The organism is Streptomyces sp. NPDC127100 (genome assembly GCF_042724095.1).
In the GTDB taxonomy this organism is placed as follows: domain Bacteria; phylum Actinomycetota; class Actinomycetes; order Streptomycetales; family Streptomycetaceae; genus Streptomyces.
This window is the reverse complement of the sequence record NZ_JBHXFL010000012.1, coordinates 95,972-113,312: the sequence shown is the minus strand read 5'-3', so window position 1 is coordinate 113,312 and position 17,341 is coordinate 95,972. Positions and strand designations below refer to the sequence as shown.

Sequence of the window (17,341 nt, the reverse complement as noted above, 5' to 3'; positions counted from 1 at the left end):
GTGGTGTTCACGGCCGCAGCGCCTCCCGGATGTCCCGCGGTGTGTCCGCGGCGATCTCCAGGTCGTCGAGCCAGGTGGCGCTGGGGTCGTAGTGGGCCCGGAACGGGCGTCCGACCAGAGCGGGGTTGCGGGCCTGGGCCAGCCGCAGCTGGAAGTACCGGTCGCCGCCGAGGGTCTCGACGCCGTCCACCACGACCTTGCCGGGCGTGGTGGACATCACCGGCCCGCGCACGGTGCGCGCGAGTCCCGGCAGGGTGCGGTAGGCGGTGTGGAAGATCTCCATCGCGCGGGCCAGCGGCACCTTGAAGTAGTCGTAGGGGCCGGTGTCGCGTTCGACGAACATGTAGTACGGGACCGCGCCGAGTGCCAGTTCGGACCTCCACATGGAGGCCCAGGTCTCGGCGTCGTCGTTGATGTGCGCGACCATCGGGGCCTGGCAGTAGACCACGGCTCCCGTGGCCCGGATGCGCCGGACGGCCTCGGTCACGCGGGCGGTGCGCAGCTCGCGGGGGTGGGTGAAGTGGGCCATGACGGCGACCTGCTTGCCCGCTGCCGCGATCCGTTCGAAGAGCCGCAGCAACGGGTCGGCGTCCGTGTCGCTCACGAAGCGCTGCGGCCAGTAGGCCAGGGACTTGGTGCCGATGCGGACGGTGTTCACGCTCTCCACGCCGAGCAGCGGTTCCAGGTGCCCGGTGAGGCGGTCGGTGCTCATCACCATCGGGTCGCCCCCGGTCACCAGGACGTCGCTGACCTCGGGGTGGTCGTGCAGGTAGCGGACGAGCCGGTCCGGGCCGGGGGCGGCGAAGCGCAGGGAGGGGTCGCCCACGAACTGCGCCCACCGGAAGCAGTAGGTGCAGAAGGAGTGGCAGGACTGCCCCTGCGTGGGGAAGTACAGCACCGTCTCGCGGTACTTGTGCTGGAGTCCGGCCAGCCGTTCGCCCTCGTGCACCGGCACGTTGTACTCGCGCTGCCCGGAGGGGTGGGGGTTGAGGCCGGCGCGTATCCGTCCGACCTCGGCGGCCGTCTCCCGCTTCGTCGCCCCGGAGCGCAGGAGCGTCTCCAGGGCGCGCTCGTCGTGTTCGGGGAGCATGCCGCGCTGGGGGAAGACGAGGCGGAAGATCGGGTCCCGCGCCGGGTCCTTCCAGTCGATCAGCTCGTCGAGCACGTACTCGTTGACGCGGAACGGCAGGACGTGTGCCAGCAGCTCGATGCCGTCCCGGAGTTCCTGGGAAAGGCCGTAGCGCCGGACGATGTCGTCGATCTGCCGCGGACCGAAGGCCCGGAAGCGGGTAGCACCGACCGGTTGGTCGAGCATCAGTGTCATGCGGGGTCCCTCTGGATTCGGCGGAATAGCTGGACGACGGCAGGCCGGCCCTTGTCGGCGGTCGTGGCGTCCAGCGCCGATTACCCGGCTGGGATTCGTTGATTCGAGATTCTTCCCGAAGCCATAAATACCTCGCATGACACCGATAAGGATTCCGAATTCAGCCGCCGACCTGCGTTCATAAAGTCCGCACGCGAGGACGATAAGAGACCTTTATGGGGTGCGAACCGAATTCGTTTGAAAGGCGGGTGGCGCGGAAGTCGCTTGTCGTCAACGCCATTGATTCCGGAAGGAAAGATCATTGATGATCGGTTGCCCGCGTCGCGGACGCACACCATGAGCCGCGCGGACGTCGCCCAGCCGGTGCTCGTGCCGATGGGCCGGCCCCGGCCCGGGGGGTGCAGCGTCCTCGTCCACGCCGCCGGCGGTGGTGTCGGGGCCTACACGGGCGTGGGGTTCGCCCTGCGCCGCTCCGGCCCGGTGTTCGCCCTGCGCGGCTACGGGCTGGCGCCGGGGGAAGAGCCGGACCGCAGCGTCGGCGCCATGACGGACCGCTACTGGTCGCTGCTCGCGGAACTCCCGGAGCCGCCCCGGCTGTTGTTCGGCTGGTCGCTCGGGGGCGTCGTCGCCTGGGAGCTGGCGGCCCGGCTGGCCGAGGAGGGCCGGCGACCGCGGGTCGTGATGGTCGACAGCCCCGCCGCCCGCATCGACCGGGACCCGGCGGCGGCCGGGCGCTGGCGCGAGCGGGTCCGTTCCTCCCTCGCCGCCGACGACAGCGGCGTCCCGGCCGACCGGGTCGCCCTGACCGCCGACGCGCACCTCGACGCCGTCGTCTCCTACCGGGCCGAGCAGCGCCACGACTGCCCCACGCTGCTGATGCCGTGCGCCGACGAGGACAACGACGAGCACCTGGCGGTCTGGCGTCAGGTGGCCGCGAATCTGACCGTACGGCCGCTGCCCGGCGACCACTTCACCGCCTTCGACGGCGAGCGGCTGCCCCTCCTCCTGGACCACCTCGGGGCCTTCCTCGCGAGCACGGAGGAGCGGCATGCCTGACGGTCTGCTGGCCCGGGCCCGCACCGCGTTCGACGCGGCCCCGCCCGTGGGCGACTCCGCCTACGACCACTACTGCCGTGCCCTCGGCGAGGAACTCACCTCCCACTGGCCGGAGATCGCCCGTGCCAACGCGGCGGACGTCGCCGCGGCCCAGCGGCTGGGCATGCCGCCCACGCTGGTGGAGCGGCTGCGCCTGACCGACGCCCACCGGGAGCGGATGGTCGCGCTCACCGGGATGACCCGGCGTGAACTGCGGGAGGTGCGCGAGACCGAGGTGCCCGTCTCCGGCGCGGCACGGCGCGTCCACCGCGTGCCCAGGCCCCTCGGTGTCGTCCTGATGGTCTACGAGGCGCGGCCCACCGTCACCGTGGACGGCGCCCTGCTCCCGGTCGCCGTCGGGAACGCCGTGCTGCTGCGCGGCGGCAAGGAGACGGCGGCCACCAACGCCGCCCTGGAGCGCGCCGTGCACGCCGCGCTGCGCCGAGCGGGACTGCCCACCGGCCTCGTCAGCGTGCTGGACGACCCGCAGCGCCGGCTGCTGCGGGCCCTGCTGAAGCGGCCCGACCAGGTGGACGTGCTGATCCCCCGCGGCAGTCCCGCGCTCGTGGACCACTGCCGCACCAGTGCCATCCCGCTGATCGCGAGCGGCGGCGGCGTCAACCACCTCTATGTCCACCGCAGCGCCGACCTCGACCTCGCCGTACGGGTCACGCTGGACAGCAAGCTGCCCGAGCCGGCCGGCTGCACCTCCGTGGAGACCCTGCTGGTCGACCGTGCCGTCGCCCGGGACTACCTCGAGGCCCTGGCGCGCGGACTGGCGGGCCGTGAGACGGCACTGACCCTCCACACGGCCCCCGAACTGGACGCCCTCGTCCCCTCCGCACTGAAGACCGAGCCCCTCGCCGCGCACGACCTGGGCCGGGAGTTCCTCGACCCGGTCGTCGCCGTCGTGCCGGTCGACGACGTCGGCGCCGCACTGGACCACGTCCGCCGTCACGGCTCCGGGCACACCGAGGGCGTCATCGCCCGGGACCAGCACGTCGTCGACGCCTACCGCCGCCGTGCCGACGCCGCGATGGTCGTGGTCAACGGCTCGCTGCGGCTGCACGACGGGCCCACCCTCGGCCTGGGCACCGAGATCGCCATCGCCACCGGCCGGCTGCACGTGCGCGGTCCCGTGACGCTCGGCGCGCTCGTCACCCACAGCTACGTCACCGACGGCGCCGGCGCACTGCGCGGCTGACGCCCGGCCTCCCCCTCCCCCGAAAGGCACGCCATGCCCCAGGAACTGTCCCTCGACCGGGACGCCGTCGCCGCCGTCGTCAAGAAGGTGGTCGTCGCCGAGTCACGCCTGTCCCTGCCGCCCGACCGCGTCACCGACGACGAACCGCTCGTCGGTGACCTGCTCAACGTGAACTCGCTCGGCTTCGTCGGCATGCTCGTGCGGATCGAGGACGAACTCGACGTCACCCTCCCCGACGACCTCTTCGTGGGGCGCAGCTTCCGCACCGTCCGGGACCTGATCGACGTCGTGACGGCGGCGGAGGTACGGCGGTGACGAACCGGATCCCGACCCGCTGGCGCAGTGTCCTGCCCCACCTGTCCGAGCCGCTGCCGCCGGACCGCACCCCGCCCCGCTCCGGTGACGGGTCCGGCGAGATAAAGATCAACATCCCGACCGAGCTGATCCGGCACAGCGTCTCCGAACGCGAGTACTGGGACATCCCCGGCCCGGTCGCCGAACGCTACCGGCAGTACCGCCCGACCCCGCTGTGGCGTGCCCGCGGGTTCGAGGAGGCAGTCGGCGCCCGCGTCCCGGTCTACGTCAAGAACGAGGGCGTCAACATCTCGGGCAGCCACAAGCTCAACACGGCGCTCGCGCAGGCCTACTACTACCGGAAGGCCGGCGTGAAGGAGCTGGTCACGGGGACGGGCGCGGGCCAGTGGGGCACGGCCATGGCGGCGGCGTGCGCCCTGTTCGGGCTGCGCTGCCGGGTCTTCATGGTCGAGTCCAGTCTCCGGCGCAAGCCGTACCGCGGTGTGCTGATGCGCATGCTGGGCGCCGAGGTGCACGCCAGCCCCAGCGGCCTGACCAAGGTCTCCGCCAAGGAGGACCCGGCCGCCGGCAACAGCCTCTCGCTCGCCATCGGGGAGGCCGTCGAGTACGCCGCCGACCACGACCAGGTGGCCTTCTGCATCGGCAGCGGAGAGACGTACAGCATCCTGCACCAGTCCGTGATCGGCCTGGAGGCGGAGGAGCAGCTCGCCGAGCTGGACGCGGAGATCGGCGCCGTCGTCGGCTGTGTGGGCGCCGGTTCCAACTTCGGCGGCATCGCGCTGCCGTTCCACGCCACCGCCCGCGCGGCCGGCACGGACGGGCCCCGCCTGGTCGCCGCCGAGTCCAGCAGCACGCCGAAGCTGACGCGCGGCGTCTACGCCTACGACAAGACCGACGCCACCGGCAGCGGCCCGATGGAGGCGATGTACACCATCGGCAGCGACTACCGGATCCCGGACGCGCACACGGCGGGGCTGCGCTTCCACGGCGCGGCGAAGCTCATCTCCGCGATGCGGCACAGCGGGGACATCGACGCGATGGCGGTCAGCCAGGCGGACGCCCTGGACGCGGGCCGGCTGCTCGCCCGCCACGAGAACGTCCTGCCGGCGCCCGAGTCCGGCCATGCCCTGGCGGCCGCCGCGCGCGTCGCCGCCTCCCCCGACGCCTCCGGCGGAGTGCTGGTGTGCGTCAGCGGCCACGGTTACCTGGACCTCGGAGCCTACGAGCACTTCCTCGCCGGCGGGCTCGAGGACCAGTCCCCGCCCGACGAGGCGCTCGCCCGGGCGGTGGCCGGACTGCCCCGGGTGGGGACGCACCCGTGACGGCCACCGCGACCCCGTCCGTGCGGACCGGGATCCTCGACTGCGTGCAGGTCAACCTGGCGGTCATCGCGGACCGCCGGTACGGGCCCGGACGTCACCTCGCGCTGGGGGCGCGCCTGCGCTTCCGGCCGCGGCCCGGTCCCGACGGCCTGCCCACGGTGGATCCGCCGCCGGAGGCCCACCTGCGCGACGGAGCAGCGCTCGTCGGTCTGCGTCCGCGGGCCTTCGGCCGCTGTGTCCCCGCCGACGGGCTGCGCGCCATGACCGACCGGGCGTCCGTCGTCTACGCCGTCGCCGACTCCTACGACATGCCCTGGCTGCCCTACGCGGGCCGGGCCCGCATGGAGCACGGCTTCCTGGTCGGCGCGCACCGGGAGGGTGCCGTCGTCGAGGACTTCTACGACAACGAGACGGCGTGGGGCCCGGCCCGCCCCGGGCGGTGGACGTATCCCTGGCAGCGCCTGCCCACCGCCTCCTTCGCCTGCGTCCTGGCGCCCGTGCCCGATCACCGCGCGCCCCGGCCGGAGCTGGACATGGACGATCCGGCGGCGTACGTCGAGGCCTATGCCGCGCACCCCGACCGGCTCGCCGCCCTGCGCCGGCTGACCGCGGAGACCTGGCTGATGACGCGTGCCCGGCACCTGCACGCCGCCTACCGGGAGCACCTCGGCGAGCGCGGGGACACGGAGGACCACCTGCGCCGCTGGGACCGGCTCACCTCGACCGCCTTCATCGCCCAGCGGCGCGCCGAACGGGGCAGGCCCGTCCCCGGCGCCCTGCTGCCCGAACTGGCGTCCCTCCTGGCCGCCGACCGCGAGGTCTTCGCCCCGCGGCCCCACCGGAACTGACCCCGCCGATCCACTCCCCCATCCAAGCGACGGAGAAGCCGTGAACCAGCCCTTCATCGACCTGCTGACGCCCTTCCTGCCCAACCTCGGGGACCGGCCCCTCACCGAGGACAGCCGCCTGCACGACCTCGGGATGAATTCCATGAAGGCCATCGACCTGCTCTTCGCCATCGAGGACGGACTCGGTGTCTCCCTCCCGGACGAGGACCTCAACGACACCACCTTCGCCACCGCCGGCAGCCTGTGGGCAGCGGTGCGGCGGGCGGGCGCCGCCGAGGGAGAGGACAGGGCGGCGGCATGAACGTCTCCGCACTGCGGGAGCCCGCCACCGCGGCCGGCTCCCGGCTCGGCACCCTGCCCGCCGAGGCGAGCGGCGCCGACGTGTGGCGCGTCCTCGGCGCGGAGAACCGGCTGGCCCGGGTCTACCGCGGCAACGACCCACGCCGGGGCGTCGACGCGGCCGCCCTGAGCACCCTGCTGACCGACGTCGACCGGCGCTTCGGCGTCGGGACGACGCTGGCCGTGACCGTCCCCGTGGCCACCTGCCTGCCCCTGCTCGCCGGAGGGACCGGCCCGGCCGCCCGCACCCTGGCGGACAGTCTCGGCGGCCGGACCGTCGTGGCCCTCGCCGCCACCGACGAGACCTCCGGCTGCGACCTGGCGGCACTGGACACGCGCGTCACCTTCGAGGGGGACCTGGTCCGGCTAGACGGCACCAAGCGCTGGATCACCAACGCGACGACCTGCGGGGCCGCCCTCGTCCTCGCCCGCCACCGGCCGGGCCCCCACTTCACCAACTTCACCTGGGTGCTCGTACCGGCCGACGCCCCCGGCGTGCGCGCCGAACCGGCCGGGACGCGGCTCTTCGACGGCTCCGGGACCGGGCACCTCACGTTCGACGGCGTCCGGCTGTCCCGCGACCACGTCGTGGGCGGCACCGGCCGGGGGATGAGCGGCTTCGCGGCGCACATCGCCACCGAGCGCCTGGCCGGAGCCCTGTGGGCCGTCGCGCTGTGCGAACGGGTGCTGCGCGACACCGCCCGCCACCTGAGGCAGCGGCGCCGCGGCAACGGCGTCCTGTGGCAGCGCGAGGACATCCGGCGGCGCTGGGCGGAGGCCCTCCTGCGGTCCCGTCAGCACCGTGCCCTGACCGACGGCCTCACCGAGGCGGTCGCCGTCCGGCGCGACACCTCGGCCGCCGCGCTGCTCAAGGCCAGTGCCGCCGAGACGGTCGAGCACGTCCTCGACGTGTGCGCCCACCTCCAGGGCGCGCACGGCTTCCGCACCGGAGGACCGCAGCAACTGCGGGCCCAGGGAGCCCTGTTCGGCATCGGCGGCGGCACGACCGAGGTCGTCCTCGACATCGTGGCCGAGACGGCCGCCGAGAACGGGCCGGAGGACCTGTCGTGAGAGTCCTGGAGATCGGCCCCGGAGTGTGGGTGGCCACCGGTGAGGCGTCCGCCGGCCGCCTCTCCCCCGCCGACCGGGACGCGGCACGCGACCGTCCGGACTGGCGTGCCCGGCAACTGCTGGACGGACGGGCGCTCCTGCGGAGCCTGCTCGCGGAGGTGGCCCCGGACAGCGCCGGCGCGCCGGTCGTGGCCGGCCACAACGGCAAGCCGGTCCTGGCGGGCCGGTCCCGGCCCGGTGTCAGCATCTCCCACGACGGGGCGCACACCGTCGTGGCCGTCGCGCCGGGCCGTCTCGTCGGCGTGGACGTCCAGGTGCCGCCGCGGCACGTCGGCCGCTCGATGGTCCGACGGTGCGCCGCCCCGTACGCGGACCGTCTCGACCGCATGCCGGCGCCCCTGCGGCACACCGTCTTCACGGAGATCTGGACGGTCCAGGAGGCCTGCGTCAAGACCGACGGCACCGGCATCGGAGGGCGCCCCTGGAGCATCGACGTGCCTCCGCATCTCGACCACGGTGACTGGCGCGGTCTGCGCTGGCGCAAGGTGCGAGAACTCATCGACGTACCCGTGGCCTGCGCCTGGGAGGCGACACCATGACACCTGCCCTGTCCTGCTACTCCACCGCGCTGGTGGAGTATCTGGGAGGCGCCGCGGCCGGCCGTATGGCATCGGCGGTGCACCTGTGGGTGCGCACCGACGACCCGGACGGCGCGCTCGCCTTCTCCCATCACGACCGCATCGACGGCGGGGCCCTGGTCCACGACCACCGTCCGGACTGGCCGTCGGCCCGGGAGGCGCTCGCCGGCGTGCTGGCCGGGGAGGGTCAGGTGATCGTGTCGGGCAACGCCTTCCACCTTCCCTGGTCGCCGCACCACGGGGTGCGGGTGGTCCCCCACTGGTTCCTGCTGCGCGCCCACGACGCGGAGGGGTGGCTGGTGGCCGACCCCTTCCACGCCCTGACGCCCGGCGGTGAGCAACTGCCCTACGCGGGAGTGCTCGACGACGACTCGCTGCGCCGGGCGCTGACACCGGTCGGGCATCTCGAGGCGGCCGTACGCAACCGGGACGTGCACGCCCTGGGGGAACCGGTGGACACCGGCCCGGCGGACGCGTACCGGTGGCTGCGCCGGAGCACCGCTCCGCCCGTCGGCCCCCCGAGGGAGTGGCCGGGCACCTGGCTGCGCGACCCGCGGGAGGTCTTCGGGTACCTGCGGGAGCGCCTCACCGCCGACGGCGACCTGCTGGAGCGGCACGTGGACGACCTGTGGGCGGCGTCCCGGCACCAGCTCCACCGCCTGGGCACCCGGCCCGACCCGGACCTGGCCGACGCCTGGACGCAACTGCCCAAGGCCCTGCGCTTCGCCGTCGACTCCGCCCGGCGCGGACGCCCCCGCAGCGGCGTGGTCGAGCGGGCGCTCGACACGCTCGCCCGGCTCACGACCGGCCCGGAGGTGAGCCGTGCTCGGAGTTGAGACTCCTCAGGCGGGCCCGTCGGTCGACGCGGGAGTGGACGAAGGGCTCTTCCGCGCGACGATGACGGGTCTGGCGAAGTGCGTCGCGGTCACCACCGCGCTGGGGCCGCGGGGACCGGTGGGGTGCACGACGACCTCACTCATGTCGCTCTCGGTGGCGCCGCCGAGCGTGCTGGTGGCCTTCGGCTCGGGCGGACGCACCCTGGACGACCTGCTCGCCGCCGGGCGGTTCGCCGTCAACGTGCTGTCCCACACCCAGGGTCCGCTGGTGCGGCGCTTCGCCACGGGCACCCCCGCGGAGCGCTTCCGGGACACGCCGCACGCGGTGCTGCGGGGCGTCCCGGTCCTGCACGACGCGGCCGTCGTGATGACCTGCGACGTCGCCGAGACCCTCACTGCCGTCGACCACGTCCTGGTCGTCGGCACCGTACGCCACCTGACCGCGACCCCCGGCTCCCCGCTGGTGCTCGTGACCGGGGAACCGCACATCGCGACCCCCGTACCGCCCGCCCCGGCCGCGGCCGACGACCTGCGTTGACCTGGAGAGACCATGCCAGCGACTCCCGCACCCGCGGTGACCCACCGGCCCGACGAACGCTTCGACGAGTTCCTCCTTGCCGCCGCCGAAACGCACCCCGACCATCCCGCGGTGGTGGAGTACGCGGACGGCGCGGAACGGGTGACGACGTTCCGCGGCCTGCGTGAGGCCGCCGAGCGGTACGCCGCCGAACTCGACCGCTACGGCCTGGACGTCGGTGAGCGCGTCATGATCGTGTCCGACACGTCCGCCGAGGCCGTCGCCCTCGTGCTGGCGTGCTCGTCGCGCGGGCTGCCCTTCGTCCCGGTAAGCCCCGAGACACCGGCCGAGCGCCGGGAGACCATCGAGCGGTCGGCCGAGCCGGCGCTGTGCCTGTTCGCCGACGGGGAACCGGGGACGGCCGTCGGGCACGGCCGGTTCGGCCCGGACGGCATCGAGGTGCCCCTCCCGCCGGTGCGCCGTGAGCGGCGGCGGCGCGCCGTGACGCCGGGCGACACCGCCTACATCATCTTCACGTCCGGCACCACGGGCCGGCCCAAGGGCGTGGTGATGAGCCACCGGTCCGTCGTCGCCTTCTACCGGGGCATGATCGCCGAGGGGTTCGTGTCGGTGGGCGACCGGGTGGGATCGACCTCCCCGCTCCAGTTCGACTTCTCGCTGCTGGACATCGGCATGGCCCTGGGCAGCGGAGCGGCGGTGGCCCCCGTGCCGCGGGCCCTGCTGCGCTGGCCGACGAGATTCCTCAAGGTGCTGCGCGTGACCCGGGCCACCCACGTCAACGGTGTGCCGTCCATCTGGCGTCAGTCGCTGCGTCACATTCCCGACCAGCTGGCCGCCCTGACCGAGCTGCGCGGAGTGCTCTTCTGCGGGGAGGAGTTCCCCCTGGGCGAGCTGCGCCACCTCCAGCGGTTGCGTCCCGGTGTCCGTCTGATCAACTGCTACGGGGCGACGGAGTCCATGGCGGCCAGTTTCGCCGAGGTCCCCGATCCGCTGCCCGACGAGGTGACGCACCTGTCGATCGGGAACGGCCACCGGGGCACCGACATCCTGCTGCTGGACCCCGAGGGGGCGCCGGTGCGCGAGGAGGGCGTCGTCGGCGAGATGTACCTGCGCAGCCCGGCCCTGATGACCGGTTACTGGGGCGACGCCGGGGCGACGGACGCCGTCCTGGTCGCCGACCCGCTGGAGCCCCGCTCCGGACAGCGCCTGCTGCGGACCGGGGACCTCGCCTTCCGGGGCGCCGACGGCGCACTGCGCTTCTGCGGGCGGCGGGACAGCCAGGTCCAGATTCGGGGCAACCGCGTGGAACCGGCCGAGGTGCAGCGGCGGCTGCTGGCCCACCCCGATGTCCGCGAGGCGGCCGTGGTGGTGTACGAGGGACCCGCCGGGGACGCCGAGTTGAGCGCGTTCGTCGTTCTGGGCGACGGCCCGGCCGGTACGGCGGAGAGCGACCTGCGCGCGTTCTGCCTGCGTTCGATGCCCGCGTACATGGCGCCGAGCGTGGTGCGCATCGTGGGGAGCCTCCCCGTCAACCATCACGGGAAGACCGACCACCGGCGGCTGCGCGCCCAGCTCGTCACTGACGCCGCCTGATCCGTCCACGGGCTCCGTGGCTCCCGCTGGGGCCGCGGAGCCCGCTCAGCCTGCGCTGACCACGTCGGAGGCGGCCTTCAGTACGGCGCCGAGGACCGGTTGCCCGTCGTCGCCGCGCCGCCACAGGGCCTGCGTATAGGTGGGGGTGGCGGGTCGCCAGTCCACGACCCTGTGGAGCCGGCCGTCGGCGATGTCCTCGGCCACGGTGACCTCGGGCAGCAGTCCGACTCCGATGCCGCTCTCGGCCATGCGCTTCACCGCGGTGATGGAGTCGAGTTTCAGCGTCCGCCCCGCCCGCAGGGTCGACTCGACCTCGGTCAGGAGTCCGCCGCAGTGACGGACGTCCAGATCGGCGGTGACGAGGATCGACGGGACCGCTTCCGCGGGGCCCGGGCGGGCGGGGGCCCGTCGGCCTCCGGCCACCAGCGCGAACGGCTCGGGGCAGAGATCGCAGTGGTCCAGATCCTCCTGCGACGCTCCGCTGCTTATCATGAACACGCAGTCCATCTGCCCGTTGCGCAGCATGACGAGTGCCTCTTGGGGGGTGGACAGCCGGAGTGACACATCCATTTCCGGATATCGCAGAAGCAGGTATTCGATGAGCGGCAGCAGCCGATGATTTATGAGGCTTTCCGACGCTCCGACGCAGATTTTTCCCTGCGGTGCGAGTGAGGCGTCCGCGATGCGCCGGACGCGACCGCTGAGCCGCACGATCTCGCGGGCCTGTTCGAGGATGGAGTGACCGGCTCTCGTCGGCCTGACGCCACCGGGCAGGCGTTCCAGCAGGACCAGGCCGAGCGACCGCTCGAGCGCCTTGATGCGGTTGGTCACCGTGGGCTGTGTCACCTGGAGCAGACTGGCCGCCCGGGTCACACTCCCCGCGTCCACGGCGCCCAGGAATGCCTCGAGATGCCGTGTGTCCAATTCTTCCCCCGTGTGAGTCGGCCCGTGGAATACGAGCCCGCTTCTGCGCCGGCTCTTTCCTTCGCCCTGCCGTCCAGCTATTCCGGTCACGGACGGCATACGAGCGGTCACGGTTTTTTCGCAGCGTAGCGTCCCCCCTCCGCCTCATCAACACGTTTGGCATGTGCATATATGGGGAGGTGCCTTTTCCCGGACAGTTGATTTCACGTCATTCTCGTGAACTCGGCCGGGCGTCCGGCCCCGGGCCACGACGTCCCTCGCCGGCCGGCCCGGGGCCCGGAGTCCGCAGCCGGACGGGGAGCGGGTCGTCACCCCGGGCAGGCGGAGGTGCCGGAGGTCAGAGGTCCAGCCACTCGAGGTGGCGGGGGTCGAGGACACGGCCGTCGGCCCCGATTGCCTGCTGGAGCCTGTCGACCACGCCGCGGTTCACCGTGTCGTGCAGCTTGGGGTCGTCCAGGGCCGTGACCAGGTCGTCGTGGTGGCTCGGGACGATGAGCGGGGGCCGGCCCAGGGTGTCGACGGCGCGCTCGAAGTAGTCGTGCACGGCCGCGTGTCCGCTGGCGCCCAGCACCAGGACGTCGGGGGTGGCTCCGGCGACCGCGCGGGCCGCGAAGTTGGCCGAGCCGCTGAGGAACATGATGCTCAACCGGTCGCCCACCGTGATCTGGTAGCCCAGGGTGCCGCCCTCGACCAGATCACCCAGCGACCGCGGCCGGGCCGGGGGCGCGGTCAGGGTGCCGTACGGGTCGAAGCCGTAGCCGCCGAGCTGGCTGTGCAGACTGCGTACCACCTCGATGGTGTAGTCGGGGCGGGACGGCTTGTCGGACGACTGGAGGGGATGGCGCAGCACCTCGTCGCCCGAGACCACCACCGGACGGTGCTTGCGCCCGGCACCGGGGACGCCCATGGCGGCCAGCAGGTGCAGGTGTGTCTCGGTGCCCAGGATGTTGATCTCCCGGTCCCGCCAGGCGGGGTGGTCCAGGAGGTACGGCACGTCGGCGAGGTGGTCCCAGTGTCCGTGGGTCAGCAGGATGAACTCCGGTGCCGCGGTGAGGTGTTCACGCAGGACCCAGTCGATGATACGGTGGTTCACCTGCAGCCTCCGCGTCATGTCGGCCTTGCCGTCGGAGTCCGTGTAGGGCTGCCGGGTGAGGTACGGGTCGATCAGGACCCGGTGACCGTCGAAGCTCAGCTCCCAGCCCGCGACGCCGAGCCAGCGCAGCCGCACCCCGCTGTGCCCCGGACGGAAAGCGTTCTTGGCTCGGTCGGCGCGCTGCGCTGCGGCCGAGGCCGTTCCGGCCGTCCCCACGGCGCCGGCCGCGCCCGCGACGACACTCGTCCGCAGGAGACCGCGCCGGCTGACACGTCGCGGGGTGGCTGAGGACCGCTCTGAGAACATGGGTGGACTCCTTTGTCTGAAGCGGGCCTCAACTAGGCTTCCTGCCCCGGCCCTTGGCCCTGGAGTCAAGCCTCGGCCGCGGTCCCGTGTCGAATACACTCTCGGCCGCGGGCCGATTCGTTCGGCATATCGCCGCAGACCACGGGGGACGCATGCTGACCGAGCGGCATCTGGAGATCTTCGTCGCCATCGCGGAGGAAGGGCACTTCGGCGACGCGGCACAACGCGTCGGCATCACTCAGCCGCCTCTCTCGCAGGCGCTGCGCCGGCTGGAGACGCTGCTGGGGGTGCGGCTGTTCGACCGGGAACGCGGGGTCTCCCTCACCGAGGAGGGAGCGGCGCTGCTCCCGCACGCCCGCCGGGCGCTTGCCGCACTGGTCGAACTGCGGGAGAGCGGCACCAGGGAGGGCGCGGACGGGCAGCGCCTCCGGCTCGGCCTGTCGCCCGAGCTCCCGCCCCGGCTCGGCGCGACCGTCGCCGCCTCACCGGTCCGGGCCGGTGTGCGGGCCAGGGTCTCGGTGGTCACGGCGCCGACGGCGACGCTGCTGACGGATGTGTCCGCGGGACGGCTCGACCTGGCCGTCGTGCGTCATCCCGCCGTCCTGCACGGCCTGTCCGCGGGGCCCGTGACGCTGCTGCCGACGTGGCTGCTGGTGCCGGACGACGCGGGCGGCGCGGGGCAGCACTCGCGGGGCGAGGCGGACGCCGGTCGGTCCGCTGCGCACCGTCCGCAGGACAGGGCGAGCACGCCGGGCCCGTGTGCGGGTGGTGCGGGGGCGGCGCGGCGGTTGCCATACGCGGTCCGGCCGCGCGCCGAGGCGCCCGCGGCGCACGATCTCTTCCTGGACACGCTCGCGGGGCGGGGACGGCGGGTCGAGACGGTGGTGGTCTCGGACGAACGCGCCGGGCTGGCGCTCGTCGCCGCCGGTCAGGCCGTTCTCGTCACGGCGGACGAATCGCTCACGGCGGACGGTGTCGTCCGGCGGCCTGCCACCGCCCCGGCGCTTCCGCTGCGACTGCGGGTGGTGTGGGACGCCCGGCGGCTCGCCGCCGCGGGCGCGGCCGAAGCGGCCGAGGCCCTGGTCGACGCGCTGGCCTCTGCGCACCGCCCGAGTGCGGAGGCGACCCGATGAGCGCGACGGCCTCCGACAGGGACATCCGGTGCACCCTGCGCGCGATGTTCGACGACGCCGGTGTCCGCGGCCTGCTCCATGTGGCCGAACTGCACCGGCCCGCGGCGGCGGTGGAGGTCGACGCGGACGAGGCCGTGCTGATGGGCTCCGTCTACAAGGTGCCGCTGGCGGTGGCCTACTGCCGGCAGGTGGACGCCGGTGCCCTCGACCCACGGCGGCCGGTCATCCTGCCGCCCGGGGACAGGCTGCCCGGGCCCACCGGCATCTCACAACTGCGTGACGAGGTGTCCATGTCGTTGCGCGACCTGGTCGTCATGATGATGAGCATCTCCGACAACGCGGCCGCTGACGCGGTGCTCCACGAGGTGGGGGCCGAGGCGTTCGACGACGCCTGCCGCGCCCTCGGCCTGGTCCGCACCCGCCTCAACGACGGTGCCGCGGGCACCCTGGCCCGGCTGCTGACGGTGACGGGGGCCGAGTCCGTGGACGCGGCCATGGCGCGCATCGCGGACAACGACCGGGCGGTGCCGCCCGGCGTCTACGACCCCGCGTGGGTGGCCTCGACCACCCCGGCAGAGATGGCGCGTCTGCTGCGCGCCGTCTGGACGGACGAGGCGGCCTCCCCCGACGGCTGCGCGTTCGTCCGTCGCACCATGGGACTCCAGCCGTGGCAGCACCGGCTCGCGGCGGGTTTCCCGTACGACGACGTGGCGGTGTACGGGAAGACCGGGACGTTCGGCGTCATGCGGCACGAGGTCGGGGTGGTCGAACTCGCCGACGGCCGCGTGTACACGGCGGTCGTCTTCACCCAGGCCGCCCGCGCCGACCGTCGGCTGCCCCGCGCCGACGCGGTGATCGGCGCAGCGGCACGCAGGGCCGTCGAGTACCTGAGGGGAAGGGAGTGACCCCGCCTCCTTGCCCGCCGGTCCGCGGACGGGGCCGGAGCCGGAGCCGAGCGGCTCAGGGCAGCTCGGCCGCCTTCGCCTTCCCGTCGAGCTGGTCGCCGTAGCCGGCCTGTGTCCAGACGTGGTGGCGGAACCGCTCCGGCGTCAGCACCCCCTGCCATGGTGTGCCCGAGGGCTGGAACACGCCCTGGCAGGTGTAGCAGTAGCGCGCCTCCGCGGTGAGCGCGGCCGCCCGGGACTCCCCCGCACGTACCCGCTGTGCGTCACCGTGTTCGGTGCGCACGACGGCGACCGTCGCCACGAAGATGAGCACCGCGGCGACGCCTCCGACGACGGTGAGCCAGGGCAGGCCCCACTTGCCGGCGAAGTGCGCTCCCGCGGCCCCGGCCAGGAAGGCGATCAGAAGGCCCTCGGCGAAGTGCATGCAGCCGTTGCCCGTGTGCTCCGGTGCCGGAGCGAGCCGGCTCGCCAGGTCGTCGCGCCGCCCCCGCTTGCCCGTTCGCGCCTCGGCCACCGGCGCGGTGTCCTGTGTCCGGCACCCGGGACACACCGCCGGGCCGTGGACTTCCCCGTTCGTCATGATCCAATGGTGACGCCTCACCGACAGCCCTCGTCGACCGGGTCCCCCGGCATGGGGCGGAAGCCGGGCTCGGCGGCGACGGGAAGTCCGCGCACGTCCCCCGACGGGCAACACGCTCGCCTAGACCGCCCTCCTCGTCTTCACCCACGCGGCGAAGTCCTCGATGCCGTCGATGAGCGCCTCGAAACGGAAGGAGTGGAAGAGGTCGAAGGCGTGGTGCCCGCCCGGGAGTTCGGCGTACACGACCGGCGAGGTCGAGACGGAGCGCAGGGCGGTGACGAGCGCCTTGGGATTCTCGGTCTCCACCAGCTCGTCCAGGTCGCCGTGCGCGATCAGGAACGGCGGCGCGTCCGGCCGGACGAGGTTCACCGGCGAGGTCGCAGGGTTCCCGTCGAAGTACACCCCGAGATAGCCGTTCAGCACGACGGCGGCCGCGACGGAGGTGTCCGCGTCCTCGAACCCCGGCTGATACGCTGGGTCGTTGGGGGTGAGAGCGGCGAGCGCCGCCATGTGCCCGCCGGCGGAACTCCCCGACACGAACACGGCCGCAGAGGGATCGGCACCGTACTCCTCGGCGTGTTCGCGCGCCCAGGCGATGACCTTCTTCGCGTCGATCAGGTGGTCCGGGTGCGAGAACTCGGGGCGCAGACGGTAGTTGGCGCTGATGCAGACCCATCCCCGGCTCGCGAGACGGTAGAGCAGGGGGAGCGACTGGGTGTTCTTGCGGCCCTGGTCGTAGTGCCCGCCGTGGAAGTGGATCAGAACGGAGCCGCCCTCGGGGCGCGAGCGGTGGTGGTAAACGTCGAGGAGATTGCGGCGGCCCGCGTCTCCGTAGCTCAGGTCGCCCACCCTCCTGACGTCAGCGCGGCGACGGAAGACGGGCCTGAGCAGTATGCGCCCGAGCGGCGGCGGGCGGCGCGTACTCGTGCCGGCGCCGAGCGCCTCGTCCAGGGCTGGGCCGACCACGGACGCCGTCCGCATCCCCCGCCGCGCGACCACCCCGAGCCCGGCGGCGGAGACCACGGCCAGGCCGACGGCCACCCGGTCGGCGACCGTCGCGATGTCACCCTCCGCGTAGGCCAGTACGGTCGACGCCACCAGCGCGTAGAGGGCGAGGAACGGCACCTCGTTGAAGACCAGACCGAGCCGGTAGCCGACGTAGAAGAGCGGCTTCGGCCCGCGGACGGGATACAGACAGAACACCACGATCAACGCGGCCGTCGTCACGGTCACCAGATATCCCACAGCCACCGGAACCACTCCCCCGTCCACCCCTG

General features: G+C 73.2%; 18 protein-coding genes. 13 read left to right on the top strand and 5 right to left on the bottom strand.

Annotated features, from left to right (window positions below; all coding sequences use genetic code 11):
- Nucleotides 1-7 precede the first annotated feature (7 nt).
- On the bottom strand, nucleotides 8-1,324 hold the full coding sequence (locus ACFWJB_RS14940; protein WP_386922571.1) for a KamA family radical SAM protein: 1,317 nt from the start codon (nucleotides 1,322-1,324) through the stop codon (nucleotides 8-10).
- Between the two features lie 336 nt (nucleotides 1,325-1,660).
- Here ACFWJB_RS14940 and ACFWJB_RS14935 point away from each other — a divergent pair, with 336 nt between their 5' ends.
- The 11 genes from ACFWJB_RS14935 to ACFWJB_RS14885 are packed head-to-tail and all read left to right on the top strand — an operon-like array spanning nucleotide 1,661 to nucleotide 11,123.
- Nucleotides 1,661-2,380, top strand: a complete 720-nt coding sequence (locus ACFWJB_RS14935; RefSeq protein ID WP_386922569.1) for an alpha/beta fold hydrolase — start codon at nucleotides 1,661-1,663, stop codon at nucleotides 2,378-2,380.
- Nucleotides 2,373-3,623, top strand: coding sequence for a glutamate-5-semialdehyde dehydrogenase (locus ACFWJB_RS14930; protein ID WP_386922567.1), 1,251 nt, complete (start codon nucleotides 2,373-2,375; stop codon nucleotides 3,621-3,623). Before ACFWJB_RS14935 ends, ACFWJB_RS14930 begins: the two co-directional genes overlap by 8 nt.
- Before the next feature lie 33 nt (nucleotides 3,624-3,656).
- Entirely contained in the window at nucleotides 3,657-3,938 is a 282-nt protein-coding gene (locus ACFWJB_RS14925) for an acyl carrier protein (RefSeq protein ID WP_385469036.1), read from the top strand.
- Nucleotides 3,935-5,260 (top strand): TrpB-like pyridoxal phosphate-dependent enzyme, encoded by a 1,326-nt coding sequence (locus ACFWJB_RS14920; protein ID WP_386922565.1) that lies wholly within the window; start codon nucleotides 3,935-3,937, stop codon nucleotides 5,258-5,260. Before ACFWJB_RS14925 ends, ACFWJB_RS14920 begins: the two co-directional genes overlap by 4 nt.
- The gene (locus ACFWJB_RS14915; protein ID WP_386922563.1) at nucleotides 5,257-6,108 is read left to right on the top strand and encodes a hypothetical protein; all 852 of its coding nucleotides are present in this window, start codon (nucleotides 5,257-5,259) and stop codon (nucleotides 6,106-6,108) included. The genes ACFWJB_RS14920 and ACFWJB_RS14915 overlap by 4 nt, the downstream gene beginning before the upstream one ends.
- 40 nt (nucleotides 6,109-6,148) lie before the next feature.
- Entirely contained in the window at nucleotides 6,149-6,409 is a 261-nt protein-coding gene (locus ACFWJB_RS14910) for an acyl carrier protein (RefSeq protein ID WP_385469045.1), read from the top strand.
- Nucleotides 6,406-7,518, top strand: a complete 1,113-nt coding sequence (locus ACFWJB_RS14905) for an acyl-CoA dehydrogenase family protein (RefSeq protein WP_385469048.1) — start codon at nucleotides 6,406-6,408, stop codon at nucleotides 7,516-7,518. The genes ACFWJB_RS14910 and ACFWJB_RS14905 overlap by 4 nt, the downstream gene beginning before the upstream one ends.
- A complete protein-coding gene (locus ACFWJB_RS14900) occupies nucleotides 7,515-8,117 on the top strand; it encodes a 4'-phosphopantetheinyl transferase family protein (RefSeq protein ID WP_385469051.1) in 603 nt (200 codons plus the stop codon). The genes ACFWJB_RS14905 and ACFWJB_RS14900 overlap by 4 nt, the downstream gene beginning before the upstream one ends.
- On the top strand, nucleotides 8,114-8,992 hold the full coding sequence (locus ACFWJB_RS14895; RefSeq protein WP_386922560.1) for a hypothetical protein: 879 nt from the start codon (nucleotides 8,114-8,116) through the stop codon (nucleotides 8,990-8,992). The genes ACFWJB_RS14900 and ACFWJB_RS14895 overlap by 4 nt, the downstream gene beginning before the upstream one ends.
- Nucleotides 8,979-9,530, top strand: coding sequence for a flavin reductase family protein (locus tag ACFWJB_RS14890; protein ID WP_385469057.1), 552 nt, complete (start codon nucleotides 8,979-8,981; stop codon nucleotides 9,528-9,530). The genes ACFWJB_RS14895 and ACFWJB_RS14890 overlap by 14 nt, the downstream gene beginning before the upstream one ends.
- 12 nt (nucleotides 9,531-9,542) lie before the next feature.
- Nucleotides 9,543-11,123, top strand: coding sequence for an AMP-binding protein (locus tag ACFWJB_RS14885; protein WP_386922557.1), 1,581 nt, complete (start codon nucleotides 9,543-9,545; stop codon nucleotides 11,121-11,123).
- Nucleotides 11,124-11,168: 45 nt separating this feature from the next.
- On the opposite strand, the gene ACFWJB_RS14880 is transcribed toward ACFWJB_RS14885, so the two are convergent.
- Nucleotides 11,169-12,047: a LysR family transcriptional regulator gene (locus ACFWJB_RS14880; protein ID WP_385469063.1), complete on the bottom strand. Its 879-nt coding sequence runs from the start codon at nucleotides 12,045-12,047 to the stop codon at nucleotides 11,169-11,171.
- A 337-nt stretch (nucleotides 12,048-12,384) separates the two neighbouring features.
- Nucleotides 12,385-13,446 carry an MBL fold metallo-hydrolase gene (locus ACFWJB_RS14875; protein WP_386922555.1) on the bottom strand — a complete coding sequence of 354 codons (1,062 nt, stop codon included), beginning with the start codon at nucleotides 13,444-13,446 and terminating at the stop codon, nucleotides 12,385-12,387.
- A 152-nt stretch (nucleotides 13,447-13,598) separates the two neighbouring features.
- Here ACFWJB_RS14875 and ACFWJB_RS14870 point away from each other — a divergent pair, with 152 nt between their 5' ends.
- Both ACFWJB_RS14870 and ACFWJB_RS14865 read left to right on the top strand, forming a co-directional pair.
- The gene (locus tag ACFWJB_RS14870; protein ID WP_386922553.1) at nucleotides 13,599-14,579 is read left to right on the top strand and encodes a LysR family transcriptional regulator; all 981 of its coding nucleotides are present in this window, start codon (nucleotides 13,599-13,601) and stop codon (nucleotides 14,577-14,579) included.
- Complete coding sequence (locus ACFWJB_RS14865) at nucleotides 14,576-15,484, top strand: serine hydrolase (protein ID WP_386922551.1); 909 nt, start codon at nucleotides 14,576-14,578, stop codon at nucleotides 15,482-15,484. Before ACFWJB_RS14870 ends, ACFWJB_RS14865 begins: the two co-directional genes overlap by 4 nt.
- Before the next feature lie 55 nt (nucleotides 15,485-15,539).
- Here the strand turns inward: ACFWJB_RS14865 and ACFWJB_RS14860 are convergent, their stop codons facing one another.
- Entirely contained in the window at nucleotides 15,540-16,064 is a 525-nt protein-coding gene (locus tag ACFWJB_RS14860) for a hypothetical protein (RefSeq protein ID WP_386922549.1), read from the bottom strand.
- A 120-nt stretch (nucleotides 16,065-16,184) separates the two neighbouring features.
- Nucleotides 16,185-17,315, bottom strand: a complete 1,131-nt coding sequence (locus ACFWJB_RS14855) for an alpha/beta hydrolase (RefSeq protein WP_386922547.1) — start codon at nucleotides 17,313-17,315, stop codon at nucleotides 16,185-16,187.
- Between the last annotated feature and the right edge of the window lie 26 nt (nucleotides 17,316-17,341).

What these genes read in the sequence shown, in the direction of transcription:
- ACFWJB_RS14940 (WP_386922571.1), bottom strand. Translation starts at nt 1,324, where the DNA reads ATGACACTGATGCTCGACCAACCGGTCGGTGCTACCCGCTTCCGGGCC.
- ACFWJB_RS14935 (WP_386922569.1), top strand. Translation starts at nt 1,661, where the DNA reads ATGAGCCGCGCGGACGTCGCCCAGCCGGTGCTCGTGCCGATGGGCCGG.
- ACFWJB_RS14930 (WP_386922567.1), top strand. Translation starts at nt 2,373, where the DNA reads ATGCCTGACGGTCTGCTGGCCCGGGCCCGCACCGCGTTCGACGCGGCC.
- ACFWJB_RS14925 (WP_385469036.1), top strand. Translation starts at nt 3,657, where the DNA reads ATGCCCCAGGAACTGTCCCTCGACCGGGACGCCGTCGCCGCCGTCGTC.
- ACFWJB_RS14905 (WP_385469048.1), top strand. Translation starts at nt 6,406, where the DNA reads ATGAACGTCTCCGCACTGCGGGAGCCCGCCACCGCGGCCGGCTCCCGG.
- ACFWJB_RS14895 (WP_386922560.1), top strand. Translation starts at nt 8,114, where the DNA reads ATGACACCTGCCCTGTCCTGCTACTCCACCGCGCTGGTGGAGTATCTG.
- ACFWJB_RS14885 (WP_386922557.1), top strand. Translation starts at nt 9,543, where the DNA reads ATGCCAGCGACTCCCGCACCCGCGGTGACCCACCGGCCCGACGAACGC.
- ACFWJB_RS14875 (WP_386922555.1), bottom strand. Translation starts at nt 13,446, where the DNA reads ATGTTCTCAGAGCGGTCCTCAGCCACCCCGCGACGTGTCAGCCGGCGC.
- ACFWJB_RS14870 (WP_386922553.1), top strand. Translation starts at nt 13,599, where the DNA reads ATGCTGACCGAGCGGCATCTGGAGATCTTCGTCGCCATCGCGGAGGAA.
- ACFWJB_RS14865 (WP_386922551.1), top strand. Translation starts at nt 14,576, where the DNA reads ATGAGCGCGACGGCCTCCGACAGGGACATCCGGTGCACCCTGCGCGCG.
- ACFWJB_RS14860 (WP_386922549.1), bottom strand. Translation starts at nt 16,064, where the DNA reads ATGACGAACGGGGAAGTCCACGGCCCGGCGGTGTGTCCCGGGTGCCGG.